Annotated in this window: 16 protein-coding genes; 9 read left to right on the top strand and 7 right to left on the bottom strand. The window is 58.4% G+C overall.

Annotated features, from left to right (window positions below; all coding sequences use genetic code 11):
- Window positions 1–7: 7 nt before the first annotated feature.
- Window positions 8–826 (bottom strand): sulfotransferase family protein, encoded by an 819-nt coding sequence (locus tag ACXYMP_RS10350; protein ID WP_458906108.1) that lies wholly within the window; start codon window positions 824–826, stop codon window positions 8–10.
- A gap of 151 nt (window positions 827–977) precedes the next feature.
- Here ACXYMP_RS10350 and ACXYMP_RS10345 point away from each other — a divergent pair, with 151 nt between their 5' ends.
- The 4 genes from ACXYMP_RS10345 (at window position 978) to polA (ending at window position 6,173) form a co-directional block, all read left to right on the top strand.
- Entirely contained in the window at window positions 978–2,555 is a 1,578-nt protein-coding gene (locus ACXYMP_RS10345; protein WP_458906106.1) for a DUF5928 domain-containing protein, read from the top strand.
- A 53-nt stretch (window positions 2,556–2,608) separates the two neighbouring features.
- Window positions 2,609–2,995 (top strand): histidine triad nucleotide-binding protein, encoded by a 387-nt coding sequence (locus ACXYMP_RS10340; protein ID WP_298564930.1) that lies wholly within the window; start codon window positions 2,609–2,611, stop codon window positions 2,993–2,995.
- Between the two features lie 69 nt (window positions 2,996–3,064).
- Window positions 3,065–3,271: a zinc-finger domain-containing protein gene (locus ACXYMP_RS10335; protein ID WP_458906103.1), complete on the top strand. Its 207-nt coding sequence runs from the start codon at window positions 3,065–3,067 to the stop codon at window positions 3,269–3,271.
- 103 nt (window positions 3,272–3,374) lie between these two features.
- Window positions 3,375–6,173 carry a DNA polymerase I gene (gene polA / locus ACXYMP_RS10330; protein WP_458906101.1) on the top strand — a complete coding sequence of 933 codons (2,799 nt, stop codon included), beginning with the start codon at window positions 3,375–3,377 and terminating at the stop codon, window positions 6,171–6,173.
- 36 nt (window positions 6,174–6,209) lie between these two features.
- Here the strand turns inward: polA and ACXYMP_RS10325 are convergent, their stop codons facing one another.
- On the bottom strand, window positions 6,210–6,962 hold the full coding sequence (locus ACXYMP_RS10325) for a hydroxypyruvate isomerase family protein (protein WP_458906099.1): 753 nt from the start codon (window positions 6,960–6,962) through the stop codon (window positions 6,210–6,212).
- A gap of 169 nt (window positions 6,963–7,131) precedes the next feature.
- On the opposite strand from ACXYMP_RS10325, the gene ACXYMP_RS10320 reads away from it, so the two are divergent.
- Complete coding sequence (locus ACXYMP_RS10320) at window positions 7,132–7,611, top strand: hypothetical protein (RefSeq protein ID WP_298564942.1); 480 nt, start codon at window positions 7,132–7,134, stop codon at window positions 7,609–7,611.
- On the opposite strand, the gene choV is transcribed toward ACXYMP_RS10320, so the two are convergent.
- From choV to ACXYMP_RS10305, 3 genes are all read right to left on the bottom strand, one after another.
- A complete protein-coding gene (choV, locus tag ACXYMP_RS10315) occupies window positions 7,608–8,666 on the bottom strand; it encodes a choline ABC transporter ATP-binding protein (RefSeq protein WP_298564945.1) in 1,059 nt (352 codons plus the stop codon). The genes ACXYMP_RS10320 and choV overlap by 4 nt on opposite strands.
- Window position 8,667: 1 nt before the next feature.
- Entirely contained in the window at window positions 8,668–9,498 is an 831-nt protein-coding gene (gene choW, locus ACXYMP_RS10310) for a choline ABC transporter permease subunit (RefSeq protein ID WP_298564948.1), read from the bottom strand.
- Between the two features lie 79 nt (window positions 9,499–9,577).
- Entirely contained in the window at window positions 9,578–10,510 is a 933-nt protein-coding gene (locus ACXYMP_RS10305; RefSeq protein ID WP_458906096.1) for a choline ABC transporter substrate-binding protein, read from the bottom strand.
- 194 nt (window positions 10,511–10,704) lie between these two features.
- On the opposite strand from ACXYMP_RS10305, the gene betI reads away from it, so the two are divergent.
- From betI to ACXYMP_RS10285, 4 genes are all read left to right on the top strand, one after another.
- Complete coding sequence (gene betI, locus ACXYMP_RS10300; protein ID WP_248370077.1) at window positions 10,705–11,286, top strand: choline-binding transcriptional repressor BetI; 582 nt, start codon at window positions 10,705–10,707, stop codon at window positions 11,284–11,286.
- Window positions 11,283–12,791, top strand: a complete 1,509-nt coding sequence (gene betC / locus ACXYMP_RS10295) for a choline-sulfatase (protein WP_458906093.1) — start codon at window positions 11,283–11,285, stop codon at window positions 12,789–12,791. The genes betI and betC overlap by 4 nt, the downstream gene beginning before the upstream one ends.
- Before the next feature lie 25 nt (window positions 12,792–12,816).
- On the top strand, window positions 12,817–14,472 hold the full coding sequence (betA, locus tag ACXYMP_RS10290; RefSeq protein WP_458906511.1) for a choline dehydrogenase: 1,656 nt from the start codon (window positions 12,817–12,819) through the stop codon (window positions 14,470–14,472).
- An 86-nt stretch (window positions 14,473–14,558) separates the two neighbouring features.
- A complete protein-coding gene (locus ACXYMP_RS10285) occupies window positions 14,559–14,798 on the top strand; it encodes a YdcH family protein (protein WP_298564957.1) in 240 nt (79 codons plus the stop codon).
- A gap of 66 nt (window positions 14,799–14,864) precedes the next feature.
- Here ACXYMP_RS10285 and ACXYMP_RS10280 read toward each other — a convergent pair whose 3' ends face one another.
- Both ACXYMP_RS10280 and ACXYMP_RS10275 read right to left on the bottom strand, forming a co-directional pair.
- Complete coding sequence (locus ACXYMP_RS10280; RefSeq protein ID WP_298564960.1) at window positions 14,865–15,680, bottom strand: alpha/beta hydrolase; 816 nt, start codon at window positions 15,678–15,680, stop codon at window positions 14,865–14,867.
- Window positions 15,677–17,080 (bottom strand): helix-turn-helix domain-containing protein, encoded by a 1,404-nt coding sequence (locus ACXYMP_RS10275; RefSeq protein WP_298564963.1) that lies wholly within the window; start codon window positions 17,078–17,080, stop codon window positions 15,677–15,679. The genes ACXYMP_RS10280 and ACXYMP_RS10275 overlap by 4 nt, the downstream gene beginning before the upstream one ends.
- Window positions 17,081–17,137: the final 57 nt, after the last annotated feature.

Below are 17,137 nucleotides of genomic sequence, written 5' to 3'. Positions count from 1 at the left end.
GCTGGGCTCAGTCACCGAGCTTGGCGTGCACCTCGTCCAAGTCGATCTCGCCTATGGGCATCTTGTTACCCGGATTCTCAAAATCATATTTGAACAGGTTGAAATCGCGTTTGAAGATTTCATAGACAAGGTGCATTGACAGGTCATCGAAGTAATCTTCGACCGGGTGCAGACGTTTGGGTCCGTGCCCTTCGCTTTCATTGAAGCGCGGAATCTTGTCCAGATGCACAGTGTGTGGCGTCTCGATCGCATCAAGTACCTTTTGCATGCCGTCGTTGAATTTCTCGGTCCAGAAGATGTTGTCGTATTGTCCACCGTTTACGATGAAGGTCGAGACATGCCCGGACATTGCTGACCAGTGGATGTCTGGGTCCATCGGGCGTCGCCACCGAATGGTGTCACGTGCGAACAGCAAAAAGCGGCGGAAGCTTTCGACCTGATCGAACTCGAACCCGTTTTCTGGGTCTCCGACCTCGATGCCGTATTTCTGGATCAGCAGCGGCACCAGATTGCCGCGATACCGCTTTCCGTTACGCTGAATGCCGCAGATCTTGTCAAAAAAGCTCGACAGGATACGCGTGTATGGGTTGCGGACACAGGTGAAGGCATAGCTTTTGTGGCCAAGAACATTCTGCTCGATCAGTTTTTGCGAGCCGTCTTGCGACCATTTGTGCAGCCGATCCTTGCTGTCGTGGATGTCGCCGTCGAAGAATTCGCCATGGTCAGAGTAATACATAATCTGACCAATGGTCGAGCAGGCGCATTTCGGGACAACCCGATACACGACGCTTTCACTTTCGGTCATCCACGTGCCCGGAAATCCCATATACCTGCTGCCTCCTTGGCGCCCTTACTCGTCAATACCTGCACCCACTGCATGATTACGAAGAAAAAAGCAAAGAAACACTGTTTTTTCAATGGGTGTTCACGCTATCTATGCGACAATACCAGTGTTTCAGAGGTTTCGTCGCGCGCCTATGGCTAAAATTGCTTTCATTTTGCTTTGCCACAAAGACCCCGACGCCATTATCAGTCAGGCGACGCGACTGACGGCAGCCGGCGATTACATGTCGATTCATTTCGATGCGCGCTCCAACCCTGAACACTATCGGCGCATTCGTGCGGCGCTGGCCGACAATCCCAATGTGACCTTCGCGCGCAAGCGGATCAAATGCGGGTGGGGGGAATGGTCGCTGGTGCAAGCCACGCTGAACGCGGTCGAAGCCGCGCTGGAGGCGTTTCCGCGCGCGACCCATTTTTATATGGTCTCGGGCGATTGCATGGCGATCAAGTCCGCCGAATACACCCATGCATTACTGGATGCGTCTGACGCGGATTACATCGAAAGCTTCGACTATTTCGAAAGCGACTGGATCAAGACCGGTATGAAAGAAGAGCGGCTGATCTATCGCCATTTCTTCAACGAGCGCACCCAGAAGCGCCGTTTCTATACCAGTTTCAATCTGCAAAGAAAGCTGGGGCTGACCCGCGAGATTCCGCAAGATATTCAGGTGATGATCGGCAGCCAGTGGTGGTGCCTCAGGCGACGTTCGGTTGAATGGATCGTCGAATTCACCCGCAAGCGGAAAGATGTGATGCGGTTCTTTCGCACCACATGGATTCCGGATGAAACCTTCTTTCAGACCTTGATCCGCCATTTGGTGCCAGAGCACGAAATCCGCTCGCGCACGCTGACATTTCTGATGTTCACCGACTACGGAATGCCGGTGACCTTCTATGATGATCACTATGACCTGCTGCTCAGTCAGGACTTTCTGTTTGCCCGTAAAATCAGCCCAGAAGCGCGAGAGCTGAAGCGCAGGCTGGGCGATCTTTATGCTGATGAAGGGATCGAGTTCCACATCTCGAACGAAGGGCGCAGCCTGTTCAAATTTCTGACCGGGCGCGGCAGGATCGGACAACGTTTCGCGCCGCGTTTTTGGGAGGCGGAAAGCAGTCTGGGCCGGGATCGTGAGCTTTTGATTGTTGTCGCCAAGAAGTGGCATGTCGGAAAGCGGCTGTTGCACAAAATCGGGCAGGTCACGGACATTCCGACGATCGAGTATTTGTTTGATGAAGAAAGCTGCCCGATGCCGGACCTTGGCGGCATTCAAACCCGGCTGGGCAAGCGCACACGTCACAGACGGGCGCTGATGCGGATGCTGTTTGATTACTATGATACCAACCGTTTGGTTGTGTGCATGGACCCAAACAACCTGGATTTGTTACAGGATTTCTTTTCGGACCGATCCACCACCCGTTTGCTTGAAGTCGACAGCGAATTCTCGGACGACTACCTTTTGGGGCATGCCAAACGTGTCGGTCTTGCCGGAGAAAATACCTCGAAAGAATCAATTGATCGCTTGCTGCCAACCATCCGGGCCGATGTCGCCTTTGAAAGCGACTGCATCCGCGACGCGGGCTTTGATGAGTATTATCGGATCAGCGAAACGGCCGATGCCGAAGCCAATGCGCTTCTCTTGTCGCGTTTTTTGTCGATTTCTCCCGACCGCGCGCAAGAAATTGCGGCAATGGACCACCTCTTTTCGGATTGACGAGACACGCTCAGACCGGACGTTGAAGATACGACCGATGAAGGAGACATCAGATGACTTATGCCTATGACGATCAGAACATCTTTGCAAAGATCCTGCGGGGAGAGATCCCGAGCGACACAGTTTATGAAGATGAATTTGCACTGGCATTTCGTGACATCCAGCCGCAAGCCCCGGTGCATGTGCTGGTCATCCCCAAAGGGCCGTATGTGAATTATGACCACTTTGCCTCTCGGGCGACTGACGCTGAAATCGTCGGCTATTCGCGTGCCATCGGCAAGGTTTGCGCCGTGCTTGGCGTTGACCCCGGTGCAGGCGGGCAAGGCTACCGGATGATCGCCAATACAGGCGAGGCCGGCGTGCAGGAGGTGCCGCACCTGCACACCCATATTCTGGGGGGGCGCATGCTGGGCCGGATGTTGAAACGCTTTGATGATTGACCGGTTCTGGCTTGCGATGGCCCGCGTCACTGGTATCATGGCGCGAAACGAAAGAAGAAGGTGTCCGACATGACCCAGTCCCCGCCCGAAACCAAGATCGTGGACAGCTACAAAGTGTCCTGTGACGGGGGCGAAGGCGCCCTTGGCCATCCCCGTGTCTATTTGCAGATGCCACTGGAACATGGCTGGGTCGAATGCCCCTATTGTGACTGCAAATTTGTCCATAAGGATTTTGCAGACACAGTCGCAAAGGCCGGGGGCCCTCAGGCGGCTTGACGCTTTGAACGGACGACAGACTGACGGGACCTGACAAGGCCGCGGGCAGGCGCTGCGCGGCCTTTGCCGACCCTGCGCGTATGATAAATAAAGGGAGAGAGTGATGAGCTTCGGTAAGGGATGTCATCTGCACTTGGTCGACGGGTCGGCTTTCATCTTCCGCGCTTATCATGCGTTGCCACCCCTGACGCGCAAATCCGACGGCCTTCCCATCGGGGCTGTTGCCGGATTTTGCAACATGCTGTTCAAGTTTGTCGAAGACAATGAAGGGGCGGATGCACCGACCCATGTGGCGGTGATCTTTGACCATTCGGGCAAAAGCTTTCGCAACGATATGTATCCGCTCTACAAAGCCAACCGCCCGCCCGCGCCCGAAGACCTTGTGCCGCAATTCCCGCTGACCCGCGACGCGACGCGCGCCTTCAACATCGCCTGTATCGAGAAAGAAGGGTTCGAGGCCGACGACATCATCGCCACCTTTGCAAAACGCGCCAACGCCGCCGGGGCGCGGGTCACGATCCTGTCTTCGGACAAGGACTTGATGCAGCTTGTTGGCGGCGGGGTCGAGATGTTGGACCCGATGAAGAACAAGCGCATCGGTGTGGAAGGGGTCGAAGAAAAGTTTGGCGTCGGGCCGGACCGTGTCGTGGATGTGCAGGCACTTGCGGGTGACAGCGTGGACAACGTGCCCGGCGCACCTGGGATCGGGATCAAGACCGCAGCGCTTTTGATCAACGAATACGGAGACCTGGACACGCTTTTGGCGCGCGCCGACGAGATCAAACAGCCCAAGCGCCGCCAGTCCCTGATCGACAACATCGAACAAATCCGCATCAGCCGCGATCTTGTGAAGCTGGATGATGACATGGATCTGGACATCCCGTTTGAAGATCTGGAACTAAGAGACCCCGATGCCGAAGACCTGTTGTCCTTTCTGGCCGAGATGGAGTTTCGCACGCTGACCAATCGGGTGGCCAAGAAGCTTGGTGTGGACAGTCCCGAGATCAAGATCGTAGAGGCAGACGGCGCCGGGGCGACCACCGCACCAGAGATGCCCCCGATCGATCCCAGCCGCTATGAGTGGGTGAAGGACGCCACCGCCTTGGCCGCCTGGGTCAGGCGCATTACCGAGCGTGGATATGTCGCCGTCGATACCGAAACAACCGGGCTTGACGAAATGCGCGCGGATCTTGTCGGCATCTCGCTGGCGGTAGAGCCGGGCAATGCATGCTATATCCCGCTGATCCACAAGACCAGCCAGTCCGATGATCTGTTTGGCGGCACCGATCTGGCCGATGGGCAGATGGGGCTGGACGAAGTGCTGGCCATTCTGAAGCCGGTTCTGGAGGATCCTGCGATCCTGAAGATCGGTCAGAACATGAAATTCGATGCCAAGATTTTCGCCCGACAAGGTGTAGCGGTCGGGCCGATTGATGACACGATGCTGATTTCCTATGCGCAGAATGCGGGGCTGCATGGCCACGGGATGGACGCGCTGTCCGAACGCTATCTGAACCATAGCCCGATCCCTATCAAGTCGCTGCTTGGGGCTGGCAAGGCCGCGATCACCTTTGACCGTGTTCCGATCGAGGACGCGGTAAAATATGCCGCCGAGGACGCGGATATAACGCTGCGCCTGTGGCATGTCCTGAAGCCGCGCCTGCACACCGCACAAGTGACCCGTGTCTACGAGCGGCTTGAACGCCCCTTGGTCCCGGTGCTGGCACAAATGGAGATGACGGGCATCAAGGTGGACCGCGAAGTCCTGTCGCGCATGTCCAATGCTTTCGCGCAAAAAATGGCCGGGTTCGAGGCCGAACTGCACCAGATTGCAGGCCGGGATTTCAACGTGCAAAGCCCTGCGCAGGTGGGTGAAATTCTGTTTGACCAGATGGGGTTGGAAGGCGGCAAGCGCACGAAATCGGGGCAGTGGTCCACCCCCGCCGATGTGCTGGAAGACCTTGCCACGGAACACGATTTTGCCGCGCGGGTTCTGGACTATCGCCAGCTACAAAAGCTGAAATCGACCTATACGGACGCGCTGCAGGATCACATTCACCCTGACACAGGCCGCGTTCATACCTCCTATTCGATTGCTGGGGCCAACACTGGACGGCTGGCATCGACGGACCCGAACCTGCAAAATATCCCGGTGCGCTCGGAAGAAGGCCGCCGCATCCGCGAAGCCTTCGTCGCGCCCGAAGGCACCAAGCTGATCAGCCTCGATTACAGCCAGATCGAACTGCGTATTCTGGCCCATGTCGCCGGGATTGACGCGCTCAAACAAGCGTTCCGCGAGGGGCAGGACATTCACGCCATGACGGCCTCTGAAATGTTTGACGTGCCGCTGGACGAGATGACGCCAGACATCCGCCGACAGGCCAAGGCGATTAATTTCGGGGTGATCTACGGCATTTCAGGCTTCGGACTGGCCCGCAATCTGCGCATTCCTCGGTCCGAGGCACAGGGCTTCATCGACCGCTACTTTGAACGGTTCCCCGGCATTCGCCAGTATATGGATGAAACTGTTGCGTTTGCGAAAGAACACAAGCGTGTCGAGACCCTGTTTGGCCGGCGTATCCACACCCCCGAAATCGGCGCCAAAGGTCCGCAAGCCGGCTTTGCCAAGCGCGCAGCGATCAACGCCCCCATTCAGGGCACGGCGGCTGACATCATCCGCCGAGCGATGGTGCGCATGCCTGACGCCATTGCGAAACTGCCCGCCAAGATGCTGTTACAGGTCCATGACGAATTGATCTTCGAGGTGGAGGAGGGTGCCGTGAATGAGGTGATCGAAGCGGTCCGCGGTGTCATGGAAAGCGCGGCTGAACCCGCGGTCAAGCTCGACGTGCCCTTGGTTGTGGACGCGGGCACCGGGATGACTTGGGCCGAAGCGCATTAAGACCTGCAGCATGAGACCTGTGCGCAATCAGCGCGCCTAGCCCCTCATCCAAATCAGCCCGGCTTCGGTCTGGGCGGTGGGGTGGTATTCACCGCTGACCCAGCCGGCGTAGCCGTCTGCATCAACTTTGCGAAACCAGGCAGGGAAGTCGACATCACCGCGAATGGGTTCGCGCCGGTCCGGAAGGCCACCGACCTGAATGTGGCGCGTGATGGCTTTGTGCGTGTCCCAGGTTGACCAAAGATCGCCGGTGATTTTCTCGGCATGGTAGGCGTCGAATTGCAGCCCCAGGTTCGGTGCGCCGACTTCGGCAATGATGGCGGCGGCCTGATCGAAATCGTTCAGATAATACCCCGGCATATCCTGCGCATTGATGGGCTCGATGGTCAGGCTTTGCGCGGGCGCTTGCTTGGCGGCCCATCGCAGGTTTTCCACAAACGTCTGATGTGCGACCTGACCCTGCGCCTTGCCCGCCATGATGTGCAGATGCGTGGCGTCGAACGCTTGGGCAAAGCGAACCGCACGCCTGAAATCATGTTGAAATCTGGCTTGTCCACCGGCAATGGCGCCAAATCCACGATCCCCACCTGCCCAGTTTGGCGGCGGCGTATTGATCAGCACCATCTTCAGGTTGTTGGCCGTCAGCCGCCTTGTGATCTCGGACGCGGCATCGTCATAGGGGAACAGCACTTCAACGGCCGCAAAACCCGCTGTAGCCGCAGCTTCGAAGCGGTCCAGAAATGGCAATTCCTTGAACAGAAGGGTCAGATTGGCGGCAAATTTCGGCATCAGGGTTCGGGCTTCATTGTTTTCGCGACAATGGGCACGGCGGGAAGGTTTGGCAATTGTTGATTGGCGCGCGATGCGCGCAAAAGTGCAAGGATGGCGGCGCGCTGACATGCTTGCTTGACCAATTACAGGTTTGTTGTAGGTTTTTCCAATCAATCAGAGGGTCCACATGCGCCTTTTCGCCATTCCAGCACTTCTTGCATCACTGACGACACTGACGGGCTGCCAGTCGACGCAGGACACTGCGGCCTCGCGTGGGGCCGCGACCTTTTGTGACAGGGTTATCCGATGGGACCCCGTTGGTGCAGATGGTCAGGCTGAGCGCGCCGTGATCCGACCCGAGATTTGTGCAAAGCCTTCGGGACAGGATGTTTGGATAAAGGTGCCGCAGGTTCATACAAGACTGGGTGGCCGGCAGTTCTTTGTCCTGCTGCGGTCAGATGATCCGCATTTGCAGACAGACGCAGAAGGCACCCCACCGCGCCTTGCGGGGTGGACGCTTCAGGCGCGACCATTCAGCTATGCGCACGAAATCATTGCGATCCGCAGTGAAGGGGCCGAGGGGCCGTCGGCGCTTGCTACACAAGACTGCCCGCGCAAAGCCGCTGGCAAGAAAAACGGGCAGAGCTACTGTATCGCGGCGCCCTAGTCCGTGTTGCGCGGGTCCAGCAGGCGCTCCATCACGTGATCGGACGTGATCCGGCCCACCACGCGGCCGCCGTCCACGACTGCCACCTCTGGCTGCCCTTTCAGGGCGCGCATCACCTTTACGACACGGTCACGCGCTTCGATCTGAACGCTGGCAGTGCTGTCGCCTGAGATCATCACATCGCGTGCCGTCAGAACACCCAGTGGGTTCATATGTGCCACGAAATCCGCGACATAATCGTCGGCAGGCGCCGTGAAGATATCGCGCGGTGTGCCGCATTGCACGATCCGCCCGCCTTTCATGATGGCGATCCGGTCGCCCAGCTTGAACGCCTCGTCCAAGTCATGGCTGACGAAAATGATGGTGCGTTGCAGGGTTTGCTGTAGCTCCATCAACTCGTCTTGCAGGCGCGTGCGGATCAATGGATCAAGCGCCGAAAACGGCTCGTCCATCAAAAGGATCGGGGCTTCTGTGACGAAGGCGCGTGCAAGCCCGACGCGTTGCTGCATCCCGCCTGACAAGTCGCCGACTTTACGGTCGGCCCAGTCGGACAAGCCCACCAGCTCTAGCTGCGCGTCAACGCGGTCTTTGCGATCGGCGAGCGAGACGCCGTCAAGCTCCAGCCCCAGCCCCACATTCTGGTGCACGGTGCGCCACGGCAGCAGGCCGAATTGTTGAAAAACCATGGCCACGTGGCGCGCACGGATGCGGCGAAGCGTGGCTTTGTCTGCGTTGGTGACATCGACCAGCGTATCGCCATCGGACACATGCGCCGCGCCGCGCACCACGGGGTTCAGCCCGTTTACCGCCCGCAGCAGGGTGGATTTGCCCGAGCCGGACAGGCCCATCAGCACCAAAATCTCGCCTTGCTGCACATCCAGCGAACAATTGTGGACGCCCAGCACCTGACCGGTGTCTTGCTGCACCTCGGCGCGGGTTTTCCCTTCGTCCATCATCGGAAGCGCCGCTTGAGGATTGTCACCAAATACGATCGAGACGTTGTCGAATTTGACCGCCACGCCTGTGGCTTCGGATGGGTTCGTTGCTTGTGTCATCTCAGCGCTCCACCCGCAGGATACGGTCGAGCATGATGGCAACGACCACGATGATGATGCCGCTCTCAAAGCCAAGCGCGGTGTTCACTTGGTTCAGGGCACGCACGACGGGCACGCCCAGACCATCTGCGCCCACAAGGGCCGCGATCACCACCATGGACAGCGACAACATGATAGTTTGGTTCAGGCCAGCCATGATTTGCGGCAGCGCATAGGGAAGTTCGACCTTCCAAAGGGTCTGCCGCGGGGTCGCCCCAAAGGCTTGTGCAGCCTCAAGCAGGTCAGGCGGGGTCGAGCTGACCCCAAGATGGGTCAGGCGGATCGGAGCGGGCAACACGAAGATCACAGTGGCGATCAAACCCGGCACCATGCCAATGCCGAAAAAGACGATCGCAGGGATCAGGTAAACGAAGGTCGGCAGGGTCTGCATCAGGTCCAGAACAGGCCGCATGGCGCGAAAGAGCCTTGGACGATGAGCGGCTGCAATACCGATGGGGGTGCCGACGGCCATGCACACGACGCAGGCCGAAAGGACCAGCGTCAGGCTTTCGGTCGTTTCCTCCCAATACCCTTGGTTAAGGATGAACAGGAAGCCGAAGAACACCAGCGCGCAGGTTTTCCAGTTGCGCTGCAAGATCCAGGTGATGGCGACGAAAACAGCGGTGATCAGCAGGGGATGTGGCGTTTGAAGCACCCAAAGGATTGCGTCAATCAACAGCTCCATCAACCAGCTGAGCCAGTCGAAAAAGGGCTCGCCGGTTTCCTGAAGCCAGTCGAAAAGCCGTTTGGCGGTTTTGCCCACCGGGATCTTCGTGTCCGTCAGCCACTCCATGATCATACATCCCCAGATATTGATCTGTCAAAGAAACGCGCCGGGGAGAAACCCCGGCGCGGTGTTGGGTTGGATTGGATCAGAGACCCAGCGCGCCCTTCACGGCGGCAACGCTGTCGCCACCATCCAAGGTGGTCACGCCGTCAAGCCACGCCATGAACGCATCGGGATTGGCTTTCAGCCAAGCGCTGGCGGCATCTGCGGCGTCTTCACCACCGTCCAGGATCGCAGCCATGATCTCGTTTTCCATGGCCAGCGTGAACTCGAGGTTGTTCAGCAGCTTACCGACATTGGGGCAGTCTTCGACATAGCCCTTGCGGGTGTTGGTCATGACCTGTGCGCCGCCAAGGTTGGGGCCGAAGAAATCGTCGCCTCCGGTCAGATAACCCATGTCGAAATTGGCGTTCATCGGGTGCGGCTCCCAGCCAAGGAAGACAACCGGCTCGCCTTTCTTGTCGGCCCGCGCAACCTGCGCCAGCATACCTTGTTCCGAGCTTTCGACGACTTCGAACCCTTCCAGATCGAAGGCATTATCGTCGATCATCGACTGGATCAGGCGATTGCCGTCATTGCCGGGCTCGATGCCATAAATCTTGCCTTCCAGCGCGTCGCTATTGGCGGCGATGTCTGCGAAATCCTTGATGCCCATATCCATCGCCGCTTTGTTCACAGCCAGCGTATATTTGGCGCCATCAAGGTTCATGCGCACGGTGTCAACGGTTCCCGCTTCGCGATAGGGCGCGATGTCGGCTTCCATTGTGGGCATCCAGTTGCCCAGGAACACGTCGATGTCGCCTTCGGCCATTGACGTATAGGTCACCGGCACGGACAGCACCTTGATGTCGGTCTCATAGCCCAGTGCGTCAAGCACAACGGTTGTCGCGGCGGTTGTCGCGGTGATGTCTGTCCAGCCAACGTCTGAGAATACGATCTCTTTGCAATGGCCGTCCGCGAAGGCGGTCGTTGCGGCGGCCGAAAGGGCAATGGCGGATAGTGTTGTTCTGAGGTTCATTTGTCGCTCCCTGTTTATTGGTGCGGTTTCTTATTTGGCGGTGGTCCGGTGGTATACGCGGACCGCTCGCACGAACCCTAACGCAGCACACGCGGGGGCGAAACCAGCTTCATTGATTACAGACGCTGCTTTTTATTGATTGACGAGTCAATTAAAAACCGCAACCCTGCGCCAGCATCTGGTCAGGAGACGTCATGCCGAAACTTGGAATGGAACCGATCCGGCGCGGAGCGTTGGTGCAGGCCACGATCCACGAGATCGGGCGTGCCGGCAGCTTGGATGTCACCGTGACCCAGATCGCCAAACGGGCTGGCATGTCCAGTGCCTTGGCCCACCACTATTTCGGTGGCAAGGACCAGATTTTCTTGGCGGCGATGCGCCATATTCTGTCAGTCTATAGCGCGCAGGTGCGGGCCGCGCTGCTGGGTGCTACGGCCCCCCGCGACCGGGTCGAGGCGATCATCCGCGCAAATTTTGAAGCCGGGAATTTCCGCCCCGAGGTCGTTTCGGCCTGGCTGAATTTTTATGTGATGTCGCAAAGCAATGACGGCGCGCGGCGGCTGTTGCGTGTCTATCAGCACCGGCTGCATTCCAACCTTGTCCACGATCTGCGCCCGCTTGTAGGGGACGCGGCACATGATGTGGCCGACACGATCGCCTCGATGATCGACGGGCTTTATATCCGCCGTGCCCTGCGCGAAGAAATCCCAAGTGCCGGGCACGCCTGCGAGCGCGTATTGGCCTGCCTTGATGTGCTGCTGGAGGCCAACCAATGACCAACCCGAATATCCTGATCATCATGGTTGACCAGTTGAACGGCACCCTGTTTCCAGACGGGCCTGCCGATTGGCTGCACGCGCCCAACCTGAAAAAGCTGGCGGCACGGTCGGTGCGGTTCGCCAACACTTACACGGCCAGCCCCTTGTGTGCGCCCGGCCGGGCCAGCTTCATGTCGGGCCAATTGCCCAAGCGCACGCGGGTCTATGACAACGCGGCTGAGTTTGCGTCCGACATTCCGACCTATGCCCATCATCTGCGCCGTGCGGGCTATCAGACAGCGCTGTCTGGCAAGATGCACTTTGTCGGCCCCGACCAGATGCATGGGTTCGAGGAACGGTTGACGACCGATATCTACCCCGCCGATTTCGGCTGGACGCCGGACTATCGCAAACCCGGTGAACGGATTGAATGGTGGTATCACAACATGGGGTCCGTCACGGGGTCGGGAATCGCCGAGATTTCCAACCAGATGGAGTATGATGACGAAGTTGCCTATCACGCCTGCGCCAAGCTTTATGATCTGGCGCGGGGTCACGACGACCGCCCTTGGTGCCTGACCGTCAGCTTCACGCATCCGCATGACCCCTATGTGGCACGCCGCAAATACTGGGATCTCTACGAGGATTGCGAGCACCTTCTGCCCAACGTCCCCGCGATGGATTACGACGACCATGACCCCCACGCGCAGCGGATATTCGACGCCAATGACTGGCGCAATTTCGATATCACGGACGAGGATATCCGCCGTTCGCGCCGCGCCTATTTCGCCAACATCTCGTATCTGGATGACAAGGTGGGCGAGATGCTGGACGTGATGGAGCGGACCCGGCAGGAGGCGATCATCGTTTTTGTCTCGGATCACGGTGATATGCTGGGTGAACGCGGGCTGTGGTTCAAAATGAACTTCTACGAGGGGTCCGCGCGCGTTCCCCTGATGATCGCGGCTCCCGGTCTTGAGCCCGGATTGGTCAAGGCCCCGGTCTCGACGCTGGATGTGACGCCGACACTGGCCGATCTGGCAGGGGTATCGCTGGACGAGGTGATGCCGTGGGTGGATGGCGAAAGCCTGTTGCCGGTGGCGACGGGAGGCACACGTGAAAGCCCGGTTGCGATGGAATATGCGGCCGAAGGGTCTTATGCGCCGCTTGTCTCTTTACGATATGGACCGTGGAAATATAACCGCTGTGCGCTTGATCCCGATCAGCTTTTCAACATTGACGACGATCCGCACGAATTGACCAACCTCGCAGACGACCCGGCGCATCAAGGCACTTTGACCAGCCTGCGCGCCAAATCAGAAGCCCGCTGGGATTTGGCTGCTTTTGATGCCGAAGTGCGCGAAAGTCAGGCGCGCCGCTGGGTGGTTTACGAGGCGTTGCGCAATGGGGCGTATTTCCCTTGGGACTATCAGCCGCTGCAAAAAGCGTCTGAACGCTACATGCGCAATCACATGAATTTGGACACTCTTGAAGAAGGTCAGCGTTTCCCGCGCGGGGAATAAGCGGCCGACGATCGGACATATGAACATGCAAGCGGAATACATCATTGTGGGCGCGGGCAGCGCGGGCTGCGCCATGGCATATCGACTGGCCGAGGCCGGAAAACGGGTGCTGGTCATCGAGCATGGTGGCTCGGACGCGGGTCCGTTCATCCAGATGCCCGCCGCCCTGAGCTATCCCATGAATATGTGCTTGTATGACTGGGGGTTCAAAACCGACCCTGAACCGCATCTGGGCGGGCGCACATTGGTGACGCCGCGCGGCAAGGTGATTGGCGGATCAAGCTCGATCAACGGGATGGTCTATGTGCGCGGTCATGCGCGCGATTTCGATCACTGGGCCGAGATGGGGGCGGATGGCTGGGCCTATGCGGATGTGCTGCCCTATTTCAAACGGATGGAGCATTGGCATGACGGTGGCCACGGTGGCGACAGCGACTGGCGCGGCACAGAAGGGCCGCTCCACGTCACGCGCGGGCCGCGGGCAAACCCTTTGTTTCATGCCTTTGTCGAGGCTGGAAAGCAGGCCGGATACCCGGTCACCGGTGACTATAACGGCCAACAGCAAGAGGGCTTCGGCCCGATGGAGCAGACGGTTTGGCGGGGACGACGCTGGTCGGCGGCGAACGCCTATCTTCGCCCGGCGCTCAAGCGCGACAATTGCGAGCTGATCCGGGCGTTTGTGCGCAAAGTGGTGATCAAAGACGGTCGCGCGATCGGGGTCGAGGTCGAGCGCGCCGGAAAAATCGAGGTGATCCGCGCCGAGGCCGAGGTGATCATCGCCGCAAGCTCGATCAACTCACCGAAGCTCTTGATGCTGTCCGGGGTCGGCCCCGCGTCGCATCTGGCCGAGCACGGGATTGAGGTTATCGCAGATCGCCCCGGTGTCGGGCAAAACCTGCAGGACCACCTTGAGGTCTATATGCAGTATGCAGCCAAGAAGCCGATCACACTGTATCGGTATTGGAACCTTGTCTGGAAGGGTATTCTGGGCGCGCAATGGCTGTTCACCAAAACGGGCCTGGGCGCGTCGAACCAGTTTGAAAGCGCCGCCTTCATCCGCTCGCGCGCGGGTGTTGAATACCCGGATATCCAGTATCATTTTCTGCCAATGGCGGTGCGCTATGACGGGAAGGCCGCTGCCGAAGGGCATGGGTTCCAAGCCCATACCGGACCGATGCGGTCGTCGTCACGCGGGGAAATCACCCTGAAAAGTGCCGACCCGAACGAGGCGCCTCGCATTTTCTTCAATTACATGTCCACCGATCAGGACTGGGAAGACTTCCGCACCTGCATCCGCCTGACCCGCGAAATATTTTCGCAAGACGCGTTCAATGACCATGTGAAGCACGAAATCCAACCGGGCAATGCGCTGCAAACCGATGACGAGATTGACAGCTTCATTCGCGAACACGCCGAAAGCGCCTATCACCCCTGCGGCACGTGTCGCATCGGTCGCGCCGATGATCCGATGGCCGTGGTTGACTCCGACATGCGGGTGATCGGCGTTCAGGGATTGCGTGTCGCCGACAGCTCGGTCTTTCCACGTATCACCAATGGCAACCTCAATGCGCCATCGATCATGGTGGGGGAAAAAACCGCGGATCACATCCTTGGGCGCCGCTTGGCCGCATCGAACGATGCGCCGTGGATTCATCCGGACTGGCAAAATAAACAGCGCTGAGCATCGTTGTTTGATCCCTGTCAAAGCAGCCCATGCGGGATCACGCGCACTATCTATCTGAACATTGAAAAGAGGAGAAATCGCGAATGTCCCACACCCCTCATGAGTTGCATGAAGAATTTCCCGAATTGGCCGCGAAGATGACTGAACTGAAGGTATCAGACCCGCATTTCGCCAAGTTGGCTGAAGAGTATCACGAGTTGAACCGAGCCGTTCATCGCGCAGAAACGAATGTCGAACCGACAGATCAGTTTAACGAAGAAGAGATGCGCAAGAAACGCGCCATACTCAAAGACGAGATTTACCGGATGCTGACCGCCGCCTGAGAAGGCTGCCACGTCGATCAAAAAAATGCGCCCCGAACAGGTTTCGGGGCGTTCTTTTTAGCACTCTCAGTAGAGTTTTTCGATCCAAGCCCGAAGTTTCCGGCGTGTCTCGACACGCCAGATTGAGCCATGGTCGGCACTGGGAAAAACGACCAGCTTCTTGTTTGCGCTTGCTGAGCGGCGATACAGCTCGCGGCCCATCGACACCGGAACGGTGGTGTCCTTTGCGCCATGCATAATGAACAGCGGCGTCTTGACCCGACCGATCACGCGTTTTGACGGCCACAGGTCAGTGCGCGCCATGAACAGCGGCAGCATGGCGGGGTTTTTGTAGCGCACAAGATCCAGAAGCGAGGTATAGGGACTTTGCAGCACTATCCCCAAGGGGGGATTGCGTTTTGCAACCGGATGGGCAGCCAGTTCGATCGCAACCCCGGTGCCAAGGCTTTCGCCCAGCAAGATGATCCGGCTGTCGCCGACAAACTTCGGCAAGTCCTGATATAGCTCTGTCGCCAGCTTCTGAATGCGGTAACGCTCGGGGGTGCCGGCGCTACCGGACGAGCCGGGATAGGCCATGGCCACAAGCCCGTAGCCGCGTTCCAGAAACCAAGGGAATTTCTTGGCCCGCAGCGCGAGGTTTCCACCAGAACCGTGAAGGTAGAACACAGTCGGTTTTCCGGGCTTGGGCTTGCTGACCCAGAGCACCAAACCCTTGTAGATCACTTCATCCAGCCGTTTGTCGCTGACTTGTTTGGGGTTTTCGCGTTTCGGATTGAACTGATAGAAAACGCGCTGCTCAAGCGATTGGGCGGTCGCGGGCAGCGCCGTGAGCACGCACAAGGTCATCAGGGCCATGGCAATCGAAAGCAGATGTCGTTTCATCGTTTGATCTCGTACGGAAGGGTTCCTCGTGAATATGGGTCGACTTGCAACTTGCGTTCAAGGGGAGGGACTGATCGTTGGTGACAATACTGGCGTTCGCAGATGCGACACGATACGCCAATGGGCTCAAATGCTGCATCGTTCGAGGTGTCGAGGTCATCAGCATACACCAAAGCGCCTGCATGTTTTACCTCGCACCCCAACCCGATGGCATAGCGGCGCACGGGGGCGTCAAAGCTGCCACCTGATTTCGACACGTTTCGCGCCAGACAAAAATACCGCATGCCGTCCGGTGTCTGGGCCAATTGGCGCAGGAAACGTCCAGGTGTTTCAAAGGCTTGGTGGACGTTCCATAAAGGGCAGGCCCCGCCAAAACGGGCAAATTGAAGGCGTGTTGCCGAATGTCGCTTGGTGATCGTTCCCGCCTGATCGACGCGCACGAAGAAAAATGGGATGCCCTTTGCACCGGGGCGCTGCAAGGTGGAGAGGCGATGCGCGACCTGTTCGATCGACGCGCCGAACCGATCAGCAAGCCGCTCCAGATCGTGGCGGGTCTCATGAGCGGCGGCGAGAAACTGCTCATAGGGCAGCAGCGCCGCACCTGCAAAATAGTTCGCAAGGCCCAACTTGGCGATGGCGCGGGCTTCTTCGGTCTGGAATCGCGCAAAATCCAAGGTGGCTTCCAGCAGCGCGTCTTGCGTCAGCAGTGCGACTTGCATCAGAAGCTGGAATTCCTGCGTGGCGCGAGGTGGGCGGGTGGACAGGGTAAGGGTGCGCGTGTCCGGGTCAAAGCTGCGCATCGGGTCTTGATCAGCGTGCACAACGCTGATCCCGCGGTCTGACAGGACAGATTGGGCCATGCCGGCCGGGGACAGGCCGCGCGATTTTCCTGTGTTCACGAAATGCTCGGCGGCGCGGTCCACAGCATCGATGTAATTGTCGCAATAGTGAAAGAAATCGCGAACCTCGTCCCATGGGCTGGCCTGCGTGCGTTTGTCCCCTGCGCCCATGTTTTCATCTAGCGATGCAAGCCGTTCGTGGCCCAGGCGATAGGCGCGGTGCAGTTCCAGAAGCGCATGAGCCAATGCCGGCGCGTTTGACGCCGCCAGTCTAAGGTCGGCCAACGGAGGAACATCGGAAAAGACCGGATCAGCGAAGGCTTCGCGCATGTCGCTGACCAGGCGTTCTGCGTCGCCGGTCGATAGTTCGGCAACATCAAAGCCAAATTCCTGCGCCAAGGCCAGAACCACGCCGGTGGACACCGGGCGGTTGTTGTTCTCCATCTGATTTAGATAGGGCAGGCTCACGCCCAGTTTTTCGGCAAAAGCTTTCTGTGTCAGGCCAAGGCGGGTTCGAATTTCGCGCAGCTTAACACCGGCATAGAGCTTCTGAGTGGCCATGGCGTGCGCTCCCTTGCGTGGTTTGCAAACTTCCTTAAGGCGCAGCGTATCATTTGC

Source organism: Aliiroseovarius sp. CAU 1755 (assembly GCF_054482655.1).
The sequence above is the reverse complement of the archived record's forward strand: the minus strand, read 5'-3'. Positions and strand labels throughout refer to the sequence as shown.